18 protein-coding genes are annotated in these 22,587 nt (G+C 74.1%); 6 read left to right on the forward strand and 12 right to left on the reverse strand.

The window, feature by feature from the left end; genetic code table 11:
• Positions 1-98 precede the first annotated feature (98 nt).
• A complete protein-coding gene (locus ACFVYK_RS10005; RefSeq protein WP_389770922.1) occupies positions 99-2,021 on the reverse strand; it encodes a hypothetical protein in 1,923 nt (640 codons plus the stop codon).
• Positions 2,022-2,232: 211 nt separating this feature from the next.
• On the reverse strand, positions 2,233-3,618 hold the full coding sequence (locus tag ACFVYK_RS10010; RefSeq protein WP_389770925.1) for a transcriptional regulator: 1,386 nt from the start codon (positions 3,616-3,618) through the stop codon (positions 2,233-2,235).
• Between the two features lie 333 nt (positions 3,619-3,951).
• Between ACFVYK_RS10010 and ACFVYK_RS10015 the strand changes: the two genes are divergently transcribed.
• Genes ACFVYK_RS10015 through ACFVYK_RS10025 form a run of 3 tightly spaced genes read left to right on the forward strand, consistent with a single transcriptional unit; the run spans position 3,952 to position 7,074 of the window.
• Positions 3,952-4,614: a bifunctional DNA primase/polymerase gene (locus ACFVYK_RS10015; protein ID WP_389770928.1), complete on the forward strand. Its 663-nt coding sequence runs from the start codon at positions 3,952-3,954 to the stop codon at positions 4,612-4,614.
• Between the two features lie 58 nt (positions 4,615-4,672).
• Positions 4,673-5,443 carry an ABC transporter ATP-binding protein gene (locus ACFVYK_RS10020; protein WP_389770931.1) on the forward strand — a complete coding sequence of 257 codons (771 nt, stop codon included), beginning with the start codon at positions 4,673-4,675 and terminating at the stop codon, positions 5,441-5,443.
• A complete protein-coding gene (locus ACFVYK_RS10025) occupies positions 5,440-7,074 on the forward strand; it encodes a transporter (RefSeq protein ID WP_389770933.1) in 1,635 nt (544 codons plus the stop codon). The genes ACFVYK_RS10020 and ACFVYK_RS10025 overlap by 4 nt, the downstream gene beginning before the upstream one ends.
• A 147-nt stretch (positions 7,075-7,221) precedes the next feature.
• Here ACFVYK_RS10025 and ACFVYK_RS10030 read toward each other — a convergent pair whose 3' ends face one another.
• Together ACFVYK_RS10030 and ACFVYK_RS10035 are read right to left on the reverse strand one after the other, a co-directional pair.
• Positions 7,222-8,127, reverse strand: a complete 906-nt coding sequence (locus ACFVYK_RS10030) for an alpha/beta fold hydrolase (RefSeq protein WP_389770935.1) — start codon at positions 8,125-8,127, stop codon at positions 7,222-7,224.
• Positions 8,128-8,669: 542 nt separating this feature from the next.
• Entirely contained in the window at positions 8,670-9,362 is a 693-nt protein-coding gene (locus ACFVYK_RS10035; RefSeq protein ID WP_389770938.1) for a metal-dependent transcriptional regulator, read from the reverse strand.
• Between the two features lie 260 nt (positions 9,363-9,622).
• On the opposite strand from ACFVYK_RS10035, the gene ACFVYK_RS10040 reads away from it, so the two are divergent.
• Positions 9,623-10,378 (forward strand): SIS domain-containing protein, encoded by a 756-nt coding sequence (locus ACFVYK_RS10040; protein WP_389770940.1) that lies wholly within the window; start codon positions 9,623-9,625, stop codon positions 10,376-10,378.
• A 48-nt stretch (positions 10,379-10,426) separates the two neighbouring features.
• On the opposite strand, the gene ACFVYK_RS10045 is transcribed toward ACFVYK_RS10040, so the two are convergent.
• Positions 10,427-11,890 carry a PAS domain-containing protein gene (locus ACFVYK_RS10045; RefSeq protein WP_389770942.1) on the reverse strand — a complete coding sequence of 488 codons (1,464 nt, stop codon included), beginning with the start codon at positions 11,888-11,890 and terminating at the stop codon, positions 10,427-10,429.
• 848 nt (positions 11,891-12,738) lie between these two features.
• Here ACFVYK_RS10045 and ACFVYK_RS10050 point away from each other — a divergent pair.
• The gene (locus ACFVYK_RS10050) at positions 12,739-13,776 is read left to right on the forward strand and encodes an isopenicillin N synthase family dioxygenase (protein WP_389770944.1); all 1,038 of its coding nucleotides are present in this window, start codon (positions 12,739-12,741) and stop codon (positions 13,774-13,776) included.
• A 51-nt stretch (positions 13,777-13,827) separates the two neighbouring features.
• On the opposite strand, the gene ACFVYK_RS10055 is transcribed toward ACFVYK_RS10050, so the two are convergent.
• Entirely contained in the window at positions 13,828-14,928 is a 1,101-nt protein-coding gene (locus ACFVYK_RS10055; protein ID WP_389770946.1) for a citrate synthase 2, read from the reverse strand.
• A 258-nt stretch (positions 14,929-15,186) separates the two neighbouring features.
• On the opposite strand from ACFVYK_RS10055, the gene pdxH reads away from it, so the two are divergent.
• On the forward strand, positions 15,187-15,885 hold the full coding sequence (pdxH, locus tag ACFVYK_RS10060; protein WP_389770949.1) for a pyridoxamine 5'-phosphate oxidase: 699 nt from the start codon (positions 15,187-15,189) through the stop codon (positions 15,883-15,885).
• 67 nt (positions 15,886-15,952) lie between these two features.
• On the opposite strand, the gene ACFVYK_RS10065 is transcribed toward pdxH, so the two are convergent.
• Genes ACFVYK_RS10065 through ACFVYK_RS10090 form a run of 6 tightly spaced genes read right to left on the reverse strand, consistent with a single transcriptional unit; the run spans position 15,953 to position 22,585 of the window.
• Positions 15,953-16,504, reverse strand: a complete 552-nt coding sequence (locus ACFVYK_RS10065) for a hypothetical protein (protein WP_389770952.1) — start codon at positions 16,502-16,504, stop codon at positions 15,953-15,955.
• A 34-nt stretch (positions 16,505-16,538) separates the two neighbouring features.
• Positions 16,539-17,159 (reverse strand): TetR/AcrR family transcriptional regulator, encoded by a 621-nt coding sequence (locus ACFVYK_RS10070; RefSeq protein WP_389770955.1) that lies wholly within the window; start codon positions 17,157-17,159, stop codon positions 16,539-16,541.
• Entirely contained in the window at positions 17,147-17,896 is a 750-nt protein-coding gene (locus ACFVYK_RS10075; protein ID WP_389770958.1) for an enoyl-CoA hydratase family protein, read from the reverse strand. The genes ACFVYK_RS10070 and ACFVYK_RS10075 overlap by 13 nt, the downstream gene beginning before the upstream one ends.
• Positions 17,893-19,461 (reverse strand): 4-coumarate--CoA ligase family protein, encoded by a 1,569-nt coding sequence (locus tag ACFVYK_RS10080; protein ID WP_389770959.1) that lies wholly within the window; start codon positions 19,459-19,461, stop codon positions 17,893-17,895. Before ACFVYK_RS10080 ends, ACFVYK_RS10075 begins: the two co-directional genes overlap by 4 nt.
• Before the next feature lie 56 nt (positions 19,462-19,517).
• On the reverse strand, positions 19,518-20,669 hold the full coding sequence (locus tag ACFVYK_RS10085) for an acyl-CoA dehydrogenase family protein (RefSeq protein ID WP_389770962.1): 1,152 nt from the start codon (positions 20,667-20,669) through the stop codon (positions 19,518-19,520).
• Entirely contained in the window at positions 20,666-22,585 is a 1,920-nt protein-coding gene (locus tag ACFVYK_RS10090) for a biotin carboxylase N-terminal domain-containing protein (RefSeq protein ID WP_389770965.1), read from the reverse strand. The genes ACFVYK_RS10085 and ACFVYK_RS10090 overlap by 4 nt, the downstream gene beginning before the upstream one ends.
• Positions 22,586-22,587: the final 2 nt, after the last annotated feature.

Genomic DNA, 22,587 nt, shown 5'->3' on the forward strand with positions numbered 1-22,587 from the left:
CCTGGGTGGGGCCCCCGCGGGACTACACCTGGGCGGGGCCCCCGGGGCTACAGCTGGGTGGGCCCCCGCGGGACTACACCTGGGCGGGGCCCCCGGGGCTACAGCTGGGTGGGGCCGCGCTGGGTGAGCCCGTACTTCTTCGCGATCTCGTTCCACAGCTGCGCGGCCCGGCTCTTCTGGGCGCTGGCGGTGCCGCTCGCCCGGTTGCCGGCCTGGGCCTCGCCGGTGGCGCGGGCCGAGCCCTTCTTGCAGTTCTTCTTCCTGTCGCCGCCGACCTGATCGGCCCACGCGGCGTAGTGGTCGTCGGCCGACGCGGACGCCTGCCAGGCCTTGGTCAGGGCGGTGGTCAGCGCGGCGTGGTCCGGCAGCCGGTCGACCTTCAGCGCGGCCAGCTTCGTGACCAGGCCGTTGCGCTGCTCCGCCGCGTCCCGCAGATCCGTGGCGGCCTGCGCGAGGTTGCCGCACGCCTTCACGTCGGCCACCGCGCTGATCACGCTGGCCCGGCTGCTGCCGCTGTCGGCCAGCAGCTTGTCCAGCTCGACGGCCTGCTGCCGGGTCACGTCGGTGGACGTCGACGCGGACCCTCCGGAGGCGGGCACCGACGCGGCGACGGTCTTGTCGTCGCCGGCCTTGTCACCGCCGCCACCGCCCGCGAGCATCGCGCCCGCGCCGATGCCGACGACGGCCAGCGCCACGCCGACGGCCACGAACAACGGCACGCGCGAGCGGCCACGGCCGTCCTCGTCGTGCGCCCCGCGTCTCCCGCCCGTCCCGGCGTCGCCGGGCGGGGTGTAGGAGGGCTGCGGGGCACGGGCGGCGGGACCGGCGCCGTAGCCCTGCCGGGCGCCGTGCAGGGGTACGTCCGGCTCGCTGAACCGGGGAAGCTGCTGGGTGGACCCGGCCTGACCGTCGTCGCCCGGGCCGTCGCGGAAGAGGTTCTCGAACCCGGCGGGCGGCTGCCCGTCCCCGCCCGTCCGGCCCGGGACGGGCGGAATGTACTGGGTGGCCTGGGAGTCGGGGTGCGCGCCCGGCTGTGCGCCGGGGTAGGCGCCGGCGCCGGGCATGGGGCCCGGGGCGTTCCCCGGGGCGCGGCCCAGATAGTGGGTCGACTCGGCCGGGGTCTCGGGCGGCAGAGCGCCCGGAGCGACCGGCGGCAGGTACTGCGTCGCGCCCTCGTCGGCGGGGACCGGCGGTATGTACTGGGTGGCACCCTCGTCGGCGGGGACCGGCGGTATGTACTGGGTGGCACCCTCGTCGGCGGGGACCGGCGGTATGTACTGGGTGGCGCCCTCGTCGGCCGGGACGGCCGGGACCGGCGGCAGGTACTGCGTCGCGCCCTCGTCCGCCGGGGGCGGGGAGGGCACGGCCGGCGGCAGGGGCGCGCCCTGGCCGTACGTCGCGCCGCCCGGGGCCGGCGCGCCCTCCGGCGGGAGCGGACCGGCGCCCGCCCGGGAGCCGCCGTCCCACGGGTCCTGCGAGGCGTTCCACCGGTCCTGCTGTCCGCCGTGCCCCTGGTGGCCCTGCTGGTGCGGCCCGTCCTGCCGACGCCCCGGATCCGTCTGGTCCACGGGGAGCGGCCAGCCCTGGGCCGACGGTTGTGGGGCGGGCGTCTGCTGGTCGGGGCCCCAGGGCTGACCCCAGGTCTGCCCGCCGGACGGCGCCTGCTGCCCGTGGTCCTGACGCCCCTGATCCTGCCGGCCGGGCTGCGGCTGCGGCTGCGGTCCGGGGTGCCCGTACGCCGGTTGCCCGTACTGCTGCCCGTAGTCCTGCCGGCCCTGCCCGTAGTCCTGCTGCCCGTACCCCTGCTGTCCGTGCTCCTGGCGTGCGGGGTCCGGCTGTCCGTACTGCTGAGCGCCGTACGCGCCGGGCTGCTCGCCCGGCTGCGGGCCCGGCCGGGCTCCGGGCCGCGGCAGGCTCGGCGTCATTCCCGGCAGCAGGGGTTCCCCGCCGTCGGAGGGCAGCACGATGCCTTCGCGCGCGGGCTGCGCCGAGGGCTCCTCGCCCTGTCCACTCTGCGTCACCGGGACTCCTACGAATGGGGGACCTTCGGGATCGTCGGCTCACGCTACCGGGTCCCCGGAACCCCGTGCCACGCAGCTCAGCTCGTGACCTCCCGATTCAGGGCCGGGCAGTGACGTCCCCAACAGCTCCGGAGCGCCGCGCGCGGTGTCCGTCGCCCGCCTGCCGACCGACGCCGTTCCCCGCACGTTCACGCAGCGGCGCCCCGCCCGTTCACGCCGCGGTCTGCAACTCCAGCCGCGCCCCGAACTCCCGTACCACCGACTCGTCGCGGAACGGCTCCAGCCGTTGCTGAAGATCCTCCAGGTACTCCGCGCCCCGGTTGGAGCGGAGCGTCCCCAGCAACTCCACGGCCTTCCACGCCGTGTTGCAGGCCTGCTCGATCTCACGCTGCTGGACCTGCGCGGTGGCGAGCAGGACATACCCGATCGCGCGCCGGCGCGCACGGCCCGGCGGATGCCCGGCCAGGGACTGCTCGGCGCAGCGCGCCGCCGCCTCCGCCTGGCCCAGGTCGCGGTGGCAGTGCGCCAACTCGTCGGCCAGATAGGCCCCGTCGAAGTGCGCGATCCACGCCGGGTCGTCCCCGGAGGCCGGATCGGCCGCCTCCAGTGCCGACACCGCCCGCCCGGACGCCTCCTGCGCGCCCCGGACGTCGCCCATCAGGGCGTGCCCGCGCGCCTCCGCCGCGAGGAACATCGCCTCCGCGCGCGGGGTCACTTGCCCGCGTGCGCCCTCCTGCGCGGCCCGCGCCAACTGGGCGATCTCCCGCGGGTTCCCGAGCTGTGCGGCGAGGTGGCTCATGGACGCGGCCAGGACGTATCCCCCGTAGCCGCGGTCGCCGGCCGCCTGGGCCAGCCGCAGCGCCTGGATGTAGTAGCGCTGGGCGAGGCCCGGTTGACCGGTGTCGACGGCCATGTACCCGGCGAGTTCGGTCAGACGGGCCACCGCCGCGAAGAGTTCACGGCCCACCGCCTCCCGGTAGGAGCCGGCCAGCAGGCCCGAGACGACGCTGTTGAGGTAGTGCACGACGACCGGGCGCACATGCCCGCTGCCGTACTGGTGGTCCAGATCGACCAGCGCCTGCGTCATCGCCTGGACGGCCGCCACGTCGGACGAGCCCACCCGGGGGCCCGCCGATCGCGCCACCTGCGCGTCGGGCGAGGAGATCAGCCAGTCGCGGCTCGGTTCGACCAGCGCCGAGGCGGCCACGGACGAGCCGGACAGGAAGTCGCGCCGGCCCACGTCGCTGCGCCACAGCTCGCAGACCTGCTCGATGGCCCCCAGCACCGTCGGCGAGAACTGGAGACCCACGCCGGACGCGAGGTTCTTGCCGTTGGCCATGCCGATCTCGTCGATCGTGACCGTCCGGCCGAGCTTGCGGCCCAGCGCCTCCGCGATGATCGCCGGAGCGCGTCCCCGCGGCTGCTGTCCGCGCAGCCAACGGGCCACGGACGTCTTGTCGTAGCGCAGGTCGAGACCGTGCTCGGCGCCGCACATGTTGACGCGGCGGGCCAGCCCGGCGTTCGAGCACCCCGCCTCCTGGATGAGCGCCTGCAGCCGTTCGTTCGGCTGCCGCGCGACTAGCGGCCTTGCGGCCATGGGCACTACCCCCTGTGGCTGCGGTGACCGGGGCGGCGGCTGCCCGCCCACCCACCGAGTTGAGTGTCTTCCACCGAAAAGTTCCGGCCGAGCAGATCAATGCCCCACGGAACGGCCGAAAATGCGAGGCATGTGAGGATTGCTGTTGATTGCCGAGCAATACGAAGAATTGCCGGGTTACCGACGGAAGCCCGCCCCCGTTACCTGGTTACCCGCTCCCGCGCCCGTTCCTCCCGCGCGCCCCCGCCCATGCACCCATGCGCCCCGGACGCCGAATCGATGCTCCTCCCCCGCGCATCAGGGCGGGCGTAACCCCTGGTGACCGCTAGAGTTGTGTTCATCGTGGAAGAGACCATCGCGGGCGCCGAAGCCGCTCAAATCCCGAAGCAGCGCGGGGAATCGCTGCTCGAGACCGCTGTTCGCTACGCCGAGGAACGCCACTGGGACGTGTTCCCGGGCACCTGGCTGGAACCCGTCGACGGCGTGCAGCACTGTTCCTGCGGGGACGGCGCCTGCGCGGCCCCGGGAGCGCATCCCGCCCGGCCGGACTGGGCCACGCAGGCCACCGGCAGTGCGACGGTCGCCCGCCGGATGTGGCAGAAGCAGCCGACCGCCTCGATCCTGCTGCCGACCGGGCGCACGTTCGACGCGATCTCCGTGCCGGAGACGGCCGGATTCCTCGCCCTGGCCCGGATGGAGCGGATGGAACTGACCCTCGGACCCGTCACGTTGACGCCGGACCGGCGGATGCAGTTCTTCGTGCTGCCGGGCGCGTCGGCGAAGGTGCCGGACCTGGTGCGCAAGTTGGGCTGGTCGCTGGGGGCGCTCGACCTGGTGACGCTCGGCGAGGGCACCTACGTGGCCGCGCCGCCGACCCGGTTCGGGTCCCGGGGAGCCGTGCAGTGGGCCTGCCGGCCCACTGCCGCGAACCGGTGGCTTCCGGACGCGGAGGAGTTGATCTCGCCGCTCGCCTACGCCTGCGGACGGGATCGTTAACGGCGTCGAGTCCAACCCGCACCCCGTCCGGCGGATTCCCTCACCGTAGGGTGCGTGCATGACGTCCGTACGCGTGCGCAACCTCTGGAAACGGTTCGGTCAGCAGGTCGCCGTCGCCGGGATCGATCTCGATCTGCCCTCGGGGAAGTTCATCGGGCTGGTCGGGCCGAACGGGGCCGGCAAGACCACCACCCTGTCGATGGTGACCGGGCTACTGCGGCCCGATCAGGGGTCCGTCGAGGTGGTCGGACACGACGTGTGGCGGGATCCCGTCGAGGTGAAGGCACGGATCGGGGTCCTCCCGGAGGGGCTGCGGCTGTTCGAGCGGCTCTCCGGGCGCGAACTGCTGTCCTACAGCGGTCGGTTGCGGAGGCTGCCCGGCGCCGAGGTGGACAAGCGGGCCACGCAGCTGCTCGACGTCCTCGACCTGGCCGGCGCCCAGCACAAGCTCGTCGTCGACTACTCGACCGGCATGCGCAAGAAGATCGGGCTCGCGGCCGCGCTGCTGCACAACCCCGAAGTGCTCTTCCTCGACGAGCCGTTCGAAGGCGTCGATCCGGTGTCCGCGCAGATCATCCGGGGCGTGCTGGAGCGGTACACGGCGTCCGGGGCGACGGTCGTCTTCTCCTCCCACGTCATGGAGCTCGTCGAGTCGCTGTGCGACTGGGTGGCGGTGATGGTTGCGGGGCGGATCCGGGCGCACGGCACGCTGGAGGAGGTGCGGGGGTCGGCGCCCTCGCTGCAGCGGGCGTTCCTCGAACTCGTCGGGGCGCAGGGCCGGGACACCGGCTCCGACCTCGACTGGCTGGGCGGCGGGGCGGGCCGGTGAGCGCCCCCGCCACCGCGCCGGCCGGCGCCTCGGCCGACCCCGCGCCGGGCCTCGTCGCCACCGTCGTCCGGCTGAAGCTGTCGCTGTTGCGCAACGGGCTGCGGCAGTCGAGCGGGCGGCGGGCCGCGTACGTCGCCTCCGCCGTCCTCACCCTGCTGTTCGCCGCGCTGCTGCTGCTCGGGCTGATCGCCCTGCGCGGGCACGCGCACGCCGTGTCGCTGGTGGTGCTGCTCGTCGCGGTGTTCGGCCTGGGCTGGGCGGTGATGCCGCTGTTCTTCCCCGGCGGGGACGAGACGCTGGACCCGACCCGGCTGGTGATGCTGCCGCTGCGTCCGCTGCCGCTGGTGCGGGCGCTGCTGGCGGCCTCGCTGGTGGGCATCGGGCCGCTGCTCACGCTGCTGATGCTGGCGGGCTCGGTGGTGTCGGTGGCGCACGGGGCGGCGGCGTGGGCGGTGGGGGTGCTCGCCGTGGTGCTCGGGCTGCTGGTGTGCGTGGCGCTGGCCCGCGCCGTGGCCGCCGCCAACACCCGGTTGCTGACCAGCCGCAAGGGGCGCGATCTGGCGGTGCTGAGCGGACTGGTCATCGCGGTCGGGGTGCAGGTCGTCAACTTCGGGGTGCAACGGCTCGGCACGTCCGGCCTGGGGGAACTCGACACGCCGGGGGCCGTGCTGCGGTGGCTGCCGCCCGCGTCCGCGGTCGGCGCGGTGGACTCGGTGAGCGCGGGGGACTACGGCGTCGCGGCGCTGCAGCTCGCCGTCAGCGCCGGGGCGCTCGCCCTGCTGGTGGCGGCGTGGGCGCGGAGCATGACGCGGCTGATGACCTCGCCCGACGGTTCGACCCTGCAGGCCGGGGAGCCGGCCGCGCGGGAGCGGCGGGGCCGGGCGGGATGGGCGCGGCTGCTGCCGGGCGGGCGCACCGGCGCCGTGATGGAACGCAGCCTGCGCTATGTCTGGCGTGATCCGAAGACCAAGGCGGCCTGGGTGACGTCGCTGGCCATCGGCCTGATCGTGCCGGTCTTCAACGCCGTGCAGGGCACCGGCTCGATCTACTTCGCCTGCTTCGCCGCCGGGATGCTCGGCATCCAGATGTACAACCAGTTCGGGCAGGACACCTCCGCGTTCTGGATGGTCGCCCTGACGATCTCCTCGACCCGGGACGCTTACGACGAGCTGCGGGCGCGGGCGCTGGCCCTGCTGCTGATCACCTTGCCGTACGCGACGCTGGTGACCGTGCTGACGACGGCGCTGCTCGGCGACTGGGCGAGACTGCCCGAGGTGCTGGGGCTGTCCCTCGCGCTGCTCGGCGCGATGCTGGCGACGGGGGCGTGGACCTCGGCGCGCTTCCCCTACTCGATCCCGCAGGAGGGCTACAAGAACGTCGCCCCCGGGCAGGCCGGTCTCGCCTGGATCGCGGTGTTCGGCGGGATGGTCTCGGCCGCGCTGCTGTGCGCGCCCGTCATCGCGGTCACCATCTGGCTCAACGTCAGCGAGGGCGGGGACGCGTGGACATGGACGCTGCTGCCGGGAGGCGCGGTGTACGGCGCGGGCATCACGCTGCTGGGGCTGCGGCTGGCCGCGCCGCGCACGGCGACGCGCCTGCCGGAGATCCTGGCGGCCGTGAGCAAGGGCTGACGGCCCGGGCCGCTGCTGCCGGGAGGCGCGGTGCACGGCGCGGGCATCACGCTGCTGGGGCTGCGGCTGGCCGCGCCGCGCACCGCGACGCGCCTGCCGGAGATCCTGGCGGCCGTGAGCAAGGGCTGACGGCCCGGGCCGCCCAGCTCAGAGGGCGTCGGGGCTGAGCACCGCGTCGAGGAAGGGCTCGATCGCCGTGCGCCATCCCTCCGGCTGGTCGTAGTGGACGAGGTGCCCGGCGTCGGCGACCTCGGCGTACGCGCCGCGCGGCAGGACCCGGACCATCTCCTGGGCCTCGGCGCGGCCCAGCTCGCCGTCCAGACCGCGCACGACCAGGGCCGGGCACTGGACCTGGGTCAGCTCCTCCCAGTGCGCGTCGTAGACCCAGGTCTCGCGGGACTTGAGCATCTGTTCGGGCTCGAAGACGGGACGCCAGCCGTCGGGCGACTCCTGCATCGCCTCGGCGTAGAACTCGCCCCGGGAGGGGTTCGGGCGCTCCACCCAGGGGTCGTCCTCGCCGAACCACTTGCGGACGTCGGCGAGGGTGGCGAAGGGGAGGGGCCAGGAGGTGAACCAGTCGGCCCACTCGCGCTGCGAGGCCGCTCCGAGCGCGGAGGCCCGCATGTCGCAGACGACCAGGCCGCGCACCAGGTCGGGCCGTTTGGCGGCGAGCTGCCACGCGGTGAGCGCTCCCATGGCGTGTCCGATGAGGACGGCCGGGGCGAGGCCGAGCTGTTCGAGGGCGGCCTCCGCGTCCTCGACGTAGGCCTCGCGGGTGAACGCGGCCTGCGGCGGCTTCTCGCTCTGCCCGTGGCCGCGCTGGTCGAGGGCGACCGCTCGGTGCCGCTCGGAGAGCCAGCGGGCGGTGGACGCCCAGTGCGAGGCACGGCCCATCAGGCCGTGCAGTAACAGGACCCCGGAGGTCCGCTCGGGCTCCGCGGGACGCCGGCGGCCTCCGGAGGACTGCGCCGGGATCCCTTTGGGCGGGTCCCCGAACTCCCAGGCCGCCAGACGTACGCCGCCCGCCCCGGTCACGTCGATGCGTCGCGCCATAGGTCCTGGCACCCCCCTAGCCGTCGTACCGCTGCGCTGCCGATGCCTTCGTACCGCCTTCGATCACCCGCAGGCTATCGAATGCTCTTTCGAGAATTGCACTCTCTGCGCACAACACCCCTCGTTCGAGTGACCCCTCTCAAGGAATGATCCCCGCTGCCGAGGGGAGATCTTCAGCGGGAGGCGGACCGCTCGGGGAAAACGGTCCGAGGGGAATGACCCTGGGAGCTCGGGGCTCCGGGTCAGCACAGGGGAGGACAGGCCCCGGCGCCGCACGGCGCCGGGGCCCTCCGCTGCTCCGCGGCGCATCGTCCCCGCCCCCTCAGGTCCTGTGCCTCACGCGACAGCCTGGCACGGGAAGCGCCGCGGCGCTGCGATTCGACACAGCGGATCCCCGATTCGACGAGATCGACGCAGCACCACAACTTCCCCGCCGGTCCCGGGCGTTGCACGACGCTCAGCCCGTGCGGCGTCCCGCGGAACGCCTCCCGCGCGCCCTGGAGGCCCGCCGGACGCCCCGCCGGACGCTTCCGCGACGCCGCCTACCGCTTCGCGACGAACACGTGCGAGGCCACGTCCGACTCCAGCTCCGCGGCCTCACCGCCGCTTCCCACCAGCACGCCGCCCGGGGACTCCGTCACGCTCACCACCGAGCCGGGCTGCACTCCCGCGCGGCGCAGCGTGTACATCAGCTGCGCGTCCGTCTGGATCGGCTCGCCGATCCGGCGCACGACGACCGTCTTGCCCTCCACGCCCGGGTCGAGATCGGCCAGCGAGACCATGCCCTCGTCCAGGAAGGGGTTCGCCCCGTCCTTCTCGCCCAGCTCCTCCAGGCCCGGGATGGGGTTGCCGTACGGCGACTCGGTGGGGTGCCGCAGCAGCTCCAGCACCCGCCGCTCGACGGCCTCGCTCATCACGTGCTCCCAGCGGCACGCCTCCGCGTGCACCTGCTCCCACTCCAGGCCGATCACGTCGACGAGCAGACACTCGGCGAGGCGGTGCTTGCGCATCACGCGCGTGGCCAGCCGGCGGCCCTCGTCGGTGAGCTCCAGATGGCGGTCGCTGGCCACCGCGACCAGTCCGTCACGCTCCATGCGCGCCACCGTCTGGCTCACCGTCGGGCCGCTCTGGTCGAGCCGCTCGGCGATCCGGGCACGCATGGGGACCACACCTTCCTCCTCCAGCTCGAGGATGGTGCGGAGATACATCTCCGTGGTGTCGATCAGTCCGGACATTCGTGCCCCTCGATTAGCTCTGCCGAAAGCTCGACCGCTCTACGGCGCGTGCGCTGGCCCTGCACCCAATTCTGCCGGATACCACTGACAAGCGTGCCTCGCCCGCGAAAGGCGAAGGTCGCGTCCGGGCGCCGGCGGCCGCCCCCCGAGCGGCCCCGCGCCCGCGCCGTCCCCCCGTACCGGCCGTGTTGACAGCGCACTGGTCCAGACCGCACGGTGATCCGCGACACGGACACCGACCCGGCAAAGGGGCCCCTCGGATGAGCGACCGCAAGCTCGCCGCCCAGTTCTTCGACGCCGCCGTCGCCCTGCTGCAACGGGTCCGCGACGAGGAGGCCGCGGCCGTCGACGCCGCCGGCGCGCTCCTCGCCGACACCGTGGCCGCGGGCGGCCGCCTCTTCGCCTTCGGCGCCGGCCACTCCTCGCTCGCCGCGCAGGACGTCGTGTACCGGGCGGGCGGCCTCGCCCTGATGAACCTGCTCGCCGTGCCCGGCGTCGTCGGCGTCGACGTCGTCCCCGCCACCCTCGGCTCGGCCCTCGAACGCGTCGACGGCCTGGCGAGCGCCGTCCTCGACACCTCGCCGCTGCGCGCGGGCGACGCCCTCGTCGTCGTGTCGCTCTCCGGCCGCAACGCCCTGCCCGTCGAAATGGCCCTGACCGCCCGCGCCCTGGGCGTGAAGGTCATCGGCGTGACCTCGGTGGCGTACGCGGAGCAGACGGCGTCCCGGCACGTCACCGGGACCTTCCTCAAGGACCACTGCGACGTCGTCCTCGACTCGAAGATCGCGGTCGGCGACGCAGAACTCACCCTCGACACCGTCCCCACGCCCTTCGCCCCCGCCTCCACGGTCGTGACCTCGGCCCTCCTGCAGGCCGTCATGGCCACCGCGGCCGGCGCCCTCGCCGAGCGCGGGATCGAGCCCCCGCTGCTGCGCTCGGGCAACGTCGACGGCGGCCACGACTGGAACGGCCGCATCATGGACGAGTACCGGGACCGCATCTTCTACCGGCACTGAGCCGGCACCGGGCGGTCCGCGCGGTCCGGGCGGTCCCCCGCGCGTGAATCAGCTCTCGCCCGGCCCGGCCGCGTCCGCGGCGGCCGTCAGGTCCGCCAGATCCAGCGCCGAGGCGATGCGCACGGCGACGTCCTCGGCGTAGTTCGCGTCGGAGCGCTCGAACGCGGTGCGGCCGCCCCCGCGCAGGAACGTCACCACCCCCAGGGTGCGGCCACGGCTGCGCAGCACCGCGCACAGCGCCTGCACGGTGTCTTGCGGCCACTGCCGCGCCCGGGCCCACTCCCGCGCCTCGTCGGCCGGCACCGAGCCGGAACCGGCCCGCACGGAACCCGCCCGCAGGACGCACTGCAGCGCCGGGTGCCCCTCGGCATAGCGGACCGGCAGCCCCGCGTGCCCGGCGAGCGTGCTCGGCCCGGGCCCGCCCGAGGGGGTGGCCACGACCCGCATCAGCCGCAGCGGGCCCGGCCCGTCCGGGTCGCCCATCACCCGGTCGACCAGGGCGTGGTCGGCGAAACCGGCGAGCGCGAAGTCGAGATGGACCGTGGCCGCCTCCACCGGGTCCTCGCACTCGGCGGCCGCCCGGGCCGCCCGGTGCAGCTGGTTGGCGCGGAACCGCAGCAGCGAGGCCTCCTGTTCGCCCTGCTTGGCCTCCGTGACGTCCTGGAAGATCCAGCCGACCCCGAGCGGCACCGGCTCTTCCGCGAGCGGCGAGGCCAGGCGCAGGAAGCCGCTGCGCCAGCAGCGCCGCTTCTCGCCGTCCGGGGTGCGCACCCCCACCCACAGCTCGGCGGGAGCCGGCGGGGCGCCCTCGGCGAGGACGTGCGTCAGCGCGTTCTCCAGCTCCTCCGCGCCCCGGGTGAGCAGCTCGCCCAGCGGGCGGCCCAGGACGGCCGTGCGGCCGGTGCCGAGCGCGCGGGCGGCGTGCGCGTTGACGACCGCGGGACGCAGGTCGGCGTCGACCAGGACCACGCCCCAGGAGGCGTCGTCGAACAGGGCCTCGCTGAGGGCGATGGAACGCTCCAGGTCGATCTGGGCGTGCACCTCGCTGAAGGCGCAGTACAGCCCGGCGGGCTTGCCGTCCGGACCGGGCACGGCGGCCGACTGGGTGCGCACGAGCACCCGTCCGCCGTCCTTGGTCAGCAGCGCGAACTCGTTCACCTGGCGGCCGGGGGCGTGCATGGCGGCCATCAGCCGCCCCTCGATGTCCTCCGCGTCGGCCTCGCGCACGGCCCAGCCGGCGAAGCCGCGCCGGCCGACGGCCTCTTCGGCGCTCCAGCCGAGGATGCGCTCGGCCTCGCGGTTCCAGTGCGTGACGACTCCGTCGCCGTCGAAGGCGCACAGCGCCGCGTCCATGCCGTCCAGCAGCGCGGCGAGCAGGTCGGCGCCGTCCGGGCCGACGACGGGCTGTGCGCCGCCCGGGGTCTTCGGGCCGTCACCGCCCGACCGCCCGGGCCGCTCGGGCTCGTCCGGCCCGAGTTCGTCGGTGGTCCCACTACGCCGGGAAGCACTCACCTGGACCCCCTGCAGGTTCGCTCACTTGCCCTCATTCAACTCGAACGTGACGCAGCCCACATATGGTTCCCGCAAGATTGCAGGGGAATCGTTGTGCCGCGCCTCGATCCCGGCGGGACAGGAGCCGCAGGGCCGCCCGTACCGCCGTCCCGCCGCTCGCGCCGCCGGGGCCCCGCGCCCGTCCGCGACGACGGCCGCGGGCGGGACCGAAGATCGTTCACAGTTCCAGCGAACCCCGCCCGCACCCGCGCGTCAAGCCGCGCGCGAGGGCACGTCCCGCACCGGCCCGCCGGGGTCGTCGAGGCCTGTGGAAAAAACACTTGAGCGACCGGGGACGGGTTCCTAAGGTGTTCGTACCGAAGGAAAGGAGGTGGTCCGAAGCATGTATGCACACCGGACGTCGGAGGTGGCTGCGGGCTAGCGGCCCGTCGCCCACTGAGTGCGGTGCCGGACCGGCGCGTGTGAGCAGCGCGCAACCGGCCAATTCAACGCAGTCACCCGACCCGCGAGTCGCCGGTACGTCCGGCCGGCCCTCCTGAGCGAGGACCAGACTCGCGGGTCGTCTGCGTCCACGGGACCTTCGCGCAGGTTCCACGGGACGTGATCCGCGCCACGTACGGATCTTTCGCCAGGCAGTACTCTGACCGCATGCTTTCGCTCGTTCGACGCCGCCACGTGGACTACGTCCGCGTCACGAGCATGGGCTGTCGACGCTCCGTCTGAGCCTCCGGCCCCCGCGGTTCCCCCGCCGCCCGCGTTCACGCGCCCCTCCTCCCTCCGCCCACCTGGCACCCGTGCGCCGTCCCACCCGACGCCGGCCACGGGCCCCCGTAACCCACGGACGCACCATGACGAACGTGACACCCCTCGCGACGAACCCGTCCTACCGGCAGCTGCCGATCATCGATCTCTCCGCCGCCGACCGCGGCCCGCAGGCACGGAGGCTGCTCCACGCCCAGCTGCACGGCGCAGCCCACGACGTGGGGTTCTTCCAGCTGGTCGGACACGGGGTCGGCGAGCCGGAGACGCAGGCGCTGCTGTCCGCGATGCGGGCCTTCTTCGCGCTGCCCGAGGACCGGCGGCTCGCCATCGACAACGTGAACTCGCCGCACTTCCGCGGCTACACCCGCACCGGCGACGAGCGGACCGGCGGCCGGCAGGACTGGCGCGACCAGCTCGACATCGGGGCCGAACGGCCCGCGCGGGCGCCGGGACCGGACGAGCCCGCCTACTGGTGGCTCCAGGGCCCCAACCAGTGGCCCGCCGGGCTGCCCGAGCTGCGCACGGCCGCGCTCGACTGGATCGACCGGCTGAGCGCCGTCGCCGAGAAGCTGCTGCACGAGCTGCTCACCGCGATCGGGGCGCCGGCCGACTTCTACGACCCGGTGTTCGGGGAGCGGGCGCATCCGCATCTCAAGCTCGTGCGGTATCCGGGCAGCGCCGGGGACGGCGCCGGCCAGGGCGTGGGGGCCCACAAGGACTACGGCTTCCTGACGCTGCTGCTCCAGGACGAGGTGGGCGGGCTCCAGGTGCAGCGGGAGGACGGCGCGTTCCACGACGTCCCGCCGCTGCCGGGCGCGTTCGTGGTCAACCTCGGCGAGCTGCTGGAGGTGGCCACCGACGGGTACCTCGTCGCCACCAACCACCGGGTGGTGTCACCGCCGAGCGCCGTGGAGCGGTTCTCCGTGCCCTTCTTCTACAACCCCCGCCTGGACGCGCGCGTGGAGCCGCTGCCCTTCCCGCACGCCTCCGCCGCGCCGGGCGTGACCGACGACCCGGCCAACCCGCTCTTCGCCGAGTACGGCTTCAACGAGCTGAAGGGCAAGCTGCGCGCCCACCCGCTGGTGGCCGAGCGGCATCACGCGGGGCTCCTCAGCCCCGCGTGACGGGCTCGCGCTCGGCGTGCCGGGCAGGCGCCCCGCGTGCCGGGTCTGCGCTCAGTCGGCGATGTCGTCGTAACCCTCGATGGCGCGCGGGTCTCGGGAGCCGGGGCCGACGTAGCGGGCCGACGGGCGGACCAGGCGGCCGGTGCGCTTCTGCTCCAGGATGTGCGCCGACCAGCCGGCCGTGCGGGCGCAGGTGAACATCGAGGTGAACATGTGGGCGGGGACCTCGGCGAAGTCCAGCACGATGGCCGCCCAGAACTCGACGTTGGTCGCCAGGACCCGGTCCGGGCGGCGGGCGTGGAGTTCGGCGAGGGCCGCCTTCTCCAGGGCCTCGGCCACCTCGAAGCGGGGGGCTCCCAGCTCGCGGGCGGTGCGGCGCAGCACCCGCGCGCGGGGGTCCTCGGCGCGGTAGACGCGGTGACCGAAGCCCATGAGGCGCTCGCCCTTGTCGAGGGCCTGCCGGACGTAGGCGTCCGCGTCGCCGGTCCGCTCGATCTCCTCGATCATGCCGAGGACGCGGGACGGGGCGCCGCCGTGCAGCGGGCCCGACATGGCGCCCACGGCTCCGGAGAGGGCGGCGGCGACGTCCGCGCCGGTGGAGGCGATGACCCGCGCGGTGAACGTGGAGGCGTTCATGCCGTGCTCGGCGGCGGACGTCCAGTAGGCGTCGACCGCCTTGACGTGCTTGGGGTCCGGCTCGCCGCGCCAGCGGATCATGAACCGCTCGACGACGGAGCGGGCCTTGTCGATCTCCCGCTGCGGGACCATCGGGGTGCCCTGGCCGCGCGCCGACTGGGCGACGTAGGACAGGGCCATGACGGCGGCGCGGGCGAGGTCGGCGCGGGCCTGCTCGGCATCGATGTCGAGGAGGGGCTTGAGGCCCCAGACGGGCGCGAGCATGGCGAGCGCGGACTGCACGTCGACGCGGACGTCCCCGGAGTGGACGGGGATGGGGAACGGCTCGGCGGGCGGCAGGCCGGGGTTGAAGGCGCCGTCGACGAGCAGGCCCCAGACGTTGCCGAAGGAGACGTGGCCGACCAGGTCCTCGATGTCGACGCCCCGGTATCGCAGGGCGCCGCCCTCCTTGTCCGGTTCGGCGATCTCCGTCTCGAACGCGACGACTCCTTCGAGTCCGGGTACGAAGTCGGACATCGGGCGGCTCCTCGTGATGTGGACGACGGGACGGGTGGGGGACAGCGGATGCGGGACGGACGGCGCCGGCGGTTCCACGGTCCTCGGGCGGACTCGCGGTCCTGGGCGGTCATCCCACTGATGCCCCGTGGTGCGGGCGGTCACCCGCCGGGGACGGCATCTGCACCATATCCCCGAGTGCCACGTTTGGGGAGTGGTTGCGGCACTGAGTGCCACCCCGATGGGCCGTGGCCGGCGGGTGATCCGCGTCGGTGGGCCATGCGGCAAGATGGCCGGGTGACCGACGCAGACGCCGTCTCCCCCGGGTCCTTTCCCGACCCCGCCGCCATGCGCAAGCAGTACCGGGCCGAGGGGCTCTCCGAGGTCGATCTGGCGGCCACGCCCGTGGAGCAGTTCGCCCGCTGGTTCGAGGACGCGGCCGTCGAGGCCCATCTCTTCGAGCCGAACGCCATGGTCGTCGCCACCGCGGACGCCGAGGGCCGGCCCGGCTCGCGCACGGTGCTGCTGAAGCACTTCGACGAGCAGGGGTTCGTCTTCTACACCAACTACGACTCCCGCAAGGCGCGCGACCTCGCCGAGAACCCGTACGTCTCGCTGCTCTTCCCGTGGCATCCGATGGCCCGGCAGGTGATCGTGCGGGGCGTGGCCCGGCGCACCGGACGCGACGAGACGGCCGCCTACTTCCGCACCCGGCCGCACGGCTCTCAGCTCGGGGCGTGGGCCAGCGCCCAGTCCTCGGTGATCGCCACGCGCGCCGACCTGGACGCCTCGTACGCCGAACTGGCGGCGCGCTATCCGGAGGGCGAACAGGTCCCGGTGCCGCCGCACTGGGGCGGTTTCCGGGTGGCGCCGCAGTCGGTGGAGTTCTGGCAGGGCCGTCTGAACCGGCTGCACGACCGGCTGCGGTACGTGGCGGAGCCGGACGGGAGCTGGCGGGTGGAGCGGCTCAGCCCCTGAACGGCTCGGGCGCGCCGGGTTCACCTCCGAGCGGCTCGGGCGGACGAGACGCGGTTGCCCGGACGGCTCAGACCTTGCCCGGCAGGTACGCCGTGCGGTGTCCGCCCAGGAGCCGGACCAGGCGGGCGCGGAACTCGTCGGCGAGCCGGGGCCAGTTCCAGAACACTAAGCCCAGGTGGACGAAGGCCAGGTGGTCCTCGGTCCAGTTCCAGGCCTCCAGCGGGACGGTCGCGGCGCAGGCGGGGCACTCGACGTCGGCCTCGCCGGTCCGGTACCAGCGGTCGATCGGGTCGGAGAACGGCGCCGTGTCACGCAGGCCCGTCCGGCAGCGCGGGCAGGACACCGCCGCCGTCCAGCGGTCGTCGAAGCTGCTGTAGAAGACGCGGTGCCGTGTGTACACGGCGACGCCCTCCGGCGAGCCCCCGCGGGCGTCGGCCACCGCCTTGTGCCAGTGCGGGCCGGGCGGATGGGCCGGGTCGTCCCCCAAGGCCCAGCCGGGTTCCGCCCGGGCCAGCACGATGCCCTCGGCGACGAGCAGGTCCACCACCGCCCCCGCCAGGCGCGGCGCGTCCTCGGGGGTCGCGTCGCGGTCGACCACGGTCTGGAACGTGTCACCCATGCCGCGACCGTAGCCCCCGGCTCCGACGACGCCCTCAGCGCAGCTTGCCGTCCAGCAGCCCCGCCCACTGCGCCACCACGCGTTCGCGGCGGGCCCGGTCGTCGGTGAGGAGGTTGGCGAGGCCCAGGCCGCGGGCCATGTCGAGCAGGCCCTGGACGCGCTCGCGGACCCCGGGCACGGACTCGTCGGCGCCCAGCAGCTCCACCGCGATCCGGTGGGTCTCGCGGCCGACGCGGGCCTCCAGTTCCGTCACCCGGGGGCGCAACTGCTCCTCGTCGGAGGCGGCGACCCACAGGTGCAGGGCGGCTCGGAACAGCGGCCCGGTGTACAGGTCCACGAGGGCGGCGACGACCGCGGTGCGGTCGGCCGCCGCGTCGCCGGCCGCGGTCTGGGGGAACAGGGCGCGCAGCGCGCGGGAGCGTTCCTCGGCGACGTACTCGACGGCCGCGGTGAACAGGTCCTCGCGGGTGGGGAAGTGGTGCTGGGCGGCGCCGCGGGAGACTCCGGCGCGTTCGGCGACGACGGAGACGGTGGAGCCCGCCCAGCCGTGTTCGGCGAGACAGGCCACGGCGGCTTCCAGGAGGCGCTGCCGGGTGGCCCGGCTGCGGTCCTGCTTGGGGAGGCGGTCGCGGTCGACTGCGCTCACAGCACCCATGCGGGCTCCCGTCGTTCGAGGAAGGCCGTCATCCCCTCGCGGGCCTGCGCGGTGGAGAACAGCCGGGCCGAGAGCGCGGTGAGGTGGGCGGCGTCCCGGTCGAATGTCTCCAGCACCCTAGCCGTGAGCAGCCGTTTCGTCTCCGCCAGCCCCTGGGGGGAGGATCTGCGCAGTCCGTCCAGGACGGGTGCGAGCACGGCGTCGACGTCGTCGCCGTACGCGGTCAGCAGACCGATCCGGGCCGCCTCGGCGGCGTCGAAGCGTTCGCCGGTGAGGTAGTAGCGGGTGAGGGCGCGCGGGTCGGTGCGCGGGAGCAGCGCAAGCGAGATCACGGCGGGCGCCACCCCGATGCGCACCTCGGTGAAGGCGAAGGTGGAACCGTCGGCGGCGGCCGTGACGTCGCAGGCGGCCAGCAGCCCCAGCCCGCCGGCGCGGACGTGGCCGGCGACGCGGGCGACGACCGGCCGGGGCAGCTCGACGATCTGCCGCAGCAGGGTTACGAACGCGTCGGGGTCGGGCGGGTCGCGCAGGTCGGCGCCCGCGCAGAAGGCGCCGCCGGTGTGGGTGAGGACGACGGCGCGCACGTCGGCGTCCTCGGCGCAGTCGGCGAGCGCCTCGGCGAGCTGTCCGACGAGCGCCGAGGACAGGGCGTTGCGGGTGGCGGGCGAGTCGAGGCTGAGGGTCTCGACGCCCCGCTCGCGGCTGCGTCCCAGCAGGGGCGTCCTCGCCGGCGTCATGTGCGCTCCCTGAGCAGACGGCGCAGGATCTTGCCGGAGGCGGCGCGCGGGACCGCGTCGACGAAGGTGACCTTGCGGACGCGTTTGTAGGGGGCGACGCGTTCGGCGACGAACATGGCGACCTCTCCTTCGGACAGGGCGGGCGCGGTGGGCCGGCGCACCACGTGTGCGTGGGGGACCTCGTTGCGGTCGTCGTCGTAGCCGCCGACGACGGCCGCGTCCGCTATGCCGGGGTGGGTGAGCAGCAGGGCCTCCAGCTCGGCCGGGGCGACCTGGAAGCCCTTGTACTTGATGAGTTCCTTGACGCGGTCGACGACGAACAGCCAGCCGTCGCCGTCGACCCGTCCGACGTCGCCGGTGTGCAGCCAGCCGTCCGCGTCGATCATCTCGGCGGTGGCGTCGGGGCGGCCGAGGTAGCCCTTCATGACCTGCGGGCCGCGGATCAGGATCTCGCCCGCCTCGCCGACGTCGAGGTCCCGGCCGGGGTCGTCGAGGGCGACGATCCGCATCTGGGTGCCGGCGATGAGTCTGCCGACGCTGCCGGCGGGGGCTTCGCGCAGGGCGTCCAGGGGGACGACATGGGTGCCCGGGGACAGTTCCGTCATGCCGTAGGCCTGGCCGACGGGCGGCAGGTTCAGGCGTTTCCCGCAGGCCTCGGCGAGGTCGGCGTCCAGCGGGGCGGCCGCGCTGACGACGTAGCGCAGGGACGACAGGTCGTACTGGGCGACGGCCGGGTGCTTGGCGAGGGCGAGGACGATCGGCGGGGCCACGTACAGGCCGGTGATGCGGTGGTTCTGGACGGCCGCGAGGAACGTCTCCAGGTCGAAGCGGGGCAGTACGACGACCGTGGCGCCCTGCCGCAGCGGCGCGTTCATCAGGGCGGTCAGGCCGTAGATGTGGAAGAAGGGCAGCACGGCGAGGATGCGTTCGCCGGGGCCGGCGGAGACGGCCGGCCGGAGCTGGTCGAGGTTGGTGGCGATCTGACGGTGGGTGAGCATCACGCCCTTGGGGACGCCGGTGGTGCCGGAGGAGTACGGCAGGACCGCCACGTCCTGCGCCGGGTCGATGTCCACCTGGGGCTCGGGGGCGTTCGAGGCGAGCATGTCGATCAGCGAGCGGTGTCCGGGGGCGGTGTCGCAGACGAGGATCTCCTCGACGCCGCCCGCGAGTTCGGCCGCCCGCCGGGCCGTCTGGAGCAGCGGGGAGACGGTGACGATCCAGCGGGCCGCGCTGTCGCCGAGCTGCCTGGCGAACTCCTCGGCGGTGGCGAGCGGGTGCACGGTGGTGACGGTGGCGCCCGCGCGCGTGGCCGCGTAGAAGGCGAGGGGGAACGCGACGGTGTTGGGGCTGTGCAGGGCCAGCACGTCGCCCTTGCGGACGCCGGCCTCGGCGAACGCGGCGGCGACCCGGCGGTGGAACCGGTCCACCTGGGCGTAGGTGAGGGCGGTGCCGTCCGTGCCGTCGACGAGCGCGGGCAGCTCGCCGAAATCGGCGGCGCGGCCGAGCACGGCGTCGTGGATGGGCAGGTCCAGGGGCGGGACGTCTGCGTACTGGCTGCGGAACATGGTTCCTCCTCGCGCGCCGGGCACGACGAGGTGCCGGCTCGGGCCGTTGAGACGGTTCAGTACGACTTGGGCAGGCCGAGGGTCTGGTGGGAGACGTAGTTGAGAATCATCTCCCGGCTGACCGGCGCGATGCGAGCCACTCGGGAGGCCGTTATCAGCCGGGCGAGCCCGAACTCCCGGGTGAGGCCGTTGCCGCCGAGGGTGTGCACGGCCTGGTCGACGGCCTTCACGCAGGCCTCTCCGGCCGCGTACTTGGCCATGTTGGCGGCCTCGCCCGCGCCGACGTCGTCCCCCGCGTCGTACAGGCGGGCCGCCTTCTGCATCATCAGACGGGCCAGTTCGAGTTCGATGTGGGCCTGTGCGAGGGGGTGCGCGATCGCCTGGTGGGCGCCGATGGGGGTGTTCCAGACGGTGCGTTCGCGTGCGTACTCGACGGCTCGCGTGAGGGCGTGGCGGCCCATGCCGATCGCGAAGGCGGCCGTCATGACGCGTTCGGGGTTGAGGCCGGCGAACAGTTGCAGCAGCCCCGCGTCCTCGTCGCCGACGAGCGCCTCGGCGGGGAGCCGGACGTCGTCCAGGACCAGCTCGAACTGCTTCTCCACGCTGTGCAGTTCCATGTCGATGGCGCGGCGGGTGAAGCCGGGCGCGTCCCGCGGGACGATGAACAGGCAGGGCTTGAGCCGGCCGGTGCGGGCGTCCTCGGTGCGGCCGACGATCAGGGTGGCGTCGGCGATGTCGACACCGGAGACGAAGACCTTGCGGCCGGTCAGCAGCCAGTCGCCGCTCGCGCCGTCGCGGCGGGCGGTGGTGGTGATGCGGTGGCTGTTGGAACCGGCGTCGGGCTCGGTGATGCCGAACGCCATGAGGCGGCTGCCGTCGGCCAGCGCGGGCAGCCACTCCCGTCGCTGGGCGTCCGTGCCGAAGCGGGCGATGACCGTGCCGCAGATCGCCGGGGAGACGATCATCATGAGGAGCGGGTTGCCCGCGGCGCCCAACTCCTCGAGGATCAGGGAGAGTTCGGTGATGCCGCCGCCTCCGCCGCCGTACGCCTCCGGGAGGTTGACGCCGATGTAGCCGAGCTTGGCGGCGGCCTGCCACAGGGCGTTGCCGTCGGAGCCGTCGTCGGAACCGTGGGGGTGGCTCCCGGCGAAGGCCGACACCGCTGCCCTGAGTGCCTTGTGCTCGTCGGATTCGATGAGGGCGGTCACTGTGGCTCCTTCGTCTGCGGGCTCGTCGGGGCTGGTCGCTCGGCTGCCGGTGTCCCCTGCGGCGGGCCGGTCCCGACCACGGCCAGGAGCGTGCCGACCTCCACCTGCTGTCCTTGCGTCACCGGCAACGCCGTCACGGTCCCGTCCGCCGGGGCCGCGATGACGTGTTGCATCTTCATCGCTTCGAGCCAGAGGAGCGGTTCACCGGCCCGGACACCCGATCCGGTGACGAGGCCGTCCGCGAGCTTGACGACGGTGCCGGGCATCGGGGCCAGCAGGGATCCCGGGGCGTGCTGGACCTGCGGGTCGGGGAAGCGGGGCAGGACGGTGAGGGCCACGGCGTTGACATGGACGCGGTCGCCGTGGCGGGCGATGTCGAAGCGGCGCCGGACGCCGTCGACCTCCAGGACGACCAGGCCGGCGCCGGCCGACACCACCTGGACGCCCTCGGCCGCCAGACCGGTGCGGGTGTGCCGGTAGCGGACCTCGATCTCCTCGCCCGCGACCGCGTACCGCTTCGTCTGCGGCAGCGAGGGCAGGTTGCGCCAGCCGCCGACGCCCCGGCGCGCGACGGTGTCCGCCGCTTCGGCGAGGGCCGCCGCGAGCGGGGCGTACGGGTCGGCGACCGCCTCGGTCAGCTCGGCGAGGTGGCGGTCGTAGAAGCCGGTGTCCATGCGGGCGGAGGCGAACTCCTCGTGGCGCAGCGAGCGGACGAGGAGGTCGCGGTTGGTGACCGGACCGTGGATCGCCGACCGCTCCAGGGCGCCCGCCAGCCTGCGGAGGGCCTCCGCGCGCGTGGGGGCGTGGGCGATCACCTTGGCGAGCATGGGGTCGTAGTGCACGCCGATCTCGTCGCCGTCGGCGTAGCCGGTGTCCAGGCGGACGCCGTCCGGGACGGTCAGACGGTGCAGGACGCCGGTCTGCGGGGTCCAGTCGGCCGCGGGGTCCTCGGCGTAGAGGCGGGCCTCGATCGCGTGACCGCGCGCGGGCGGCTCGGCGGGCAGGGCCGCGCCCTCCGCGATCCGCAGCTGCTCGGCCACCAGGTCGAGGCCGAAGACGGCCTCGGTGACGGGGTGTTCGACCTGGAGGCGGGTGTTCATCTCCAGGAAGTGCGCCCGGCCGTCGGCGACGAGGAACTCGACGGTGCCCGCGCCGACGTAGTCGACGGCGCGCGCGGCGCGCACGGCCAGCGTGCGCAGCCGCTCGGCGACCTCGTCCGGCAGTCCGGGCGCGGGCGCCTCCTCGACGACCTTCTGGTGCCGTCGCTGCAGCGAGCAGTCCCGGGTGCCGAGCGCCCACACCGTGCCGTGCGCGTCGGCGAGGATCTGCACCTCGACGTGGCGGCCGTTCTCCAGGTACGGCTCGACGAACACCTCGCCGTCGCCGAAGGCGCTCGCGGCCTCGGCGCGGGCGCCGTCCAGCGCGGCGCCCAGCTCCTGAAGGCGGCGCACGACGCGCATCCCGCGTCCGCCGCCGCCCGCGGCCGCCTTCACCAGCACCGGCAGGTCGGCCTGCGTCACCTCGTCGGGGTCCAGGGGCGCGAGGCCCATGAGCCGCTTGGCGCGGGTCTTGGAGGCCATCGCCTCGATCGCCTCGGGCGGCGGCCCGATCCAGCGCAGGCCCGCGTCCAGGACGGCGCGCGCGAAGCCGGCGTTCTCGGAGAGGAAGCCGTAGCCGGGGTGCACGGCGTCCGCGCCCGCGGCGACGGCGGCCTTCACGACGAGGTCGGCGCGCAGATAGGTCTCCGCGGGCGTGGATCCGGGCAGCCGCACGGCCGCGTCGGCCACCCGCGCGTGGAGGGCGCCGGCGTCGGCGTCGGAGTGCACGGCGACGGTGCGGATGCCCGCCTCGCGGCAGGTGCGGAAGACGCGGCAGGCGATCTCGCCGCGGTTGGCCACCAGAACGGAAGTAATCATGA

It is taken from the genome of Streptomyces sp. NPDC058291 (assembly GCF_042880855.1).
In the GTDB taxonomy this organism is placed as follows: Bacteria; Actinomycetota; Actinomycetes; order Streptomycetales; family Streptomycetaceae; genus Streptomyces.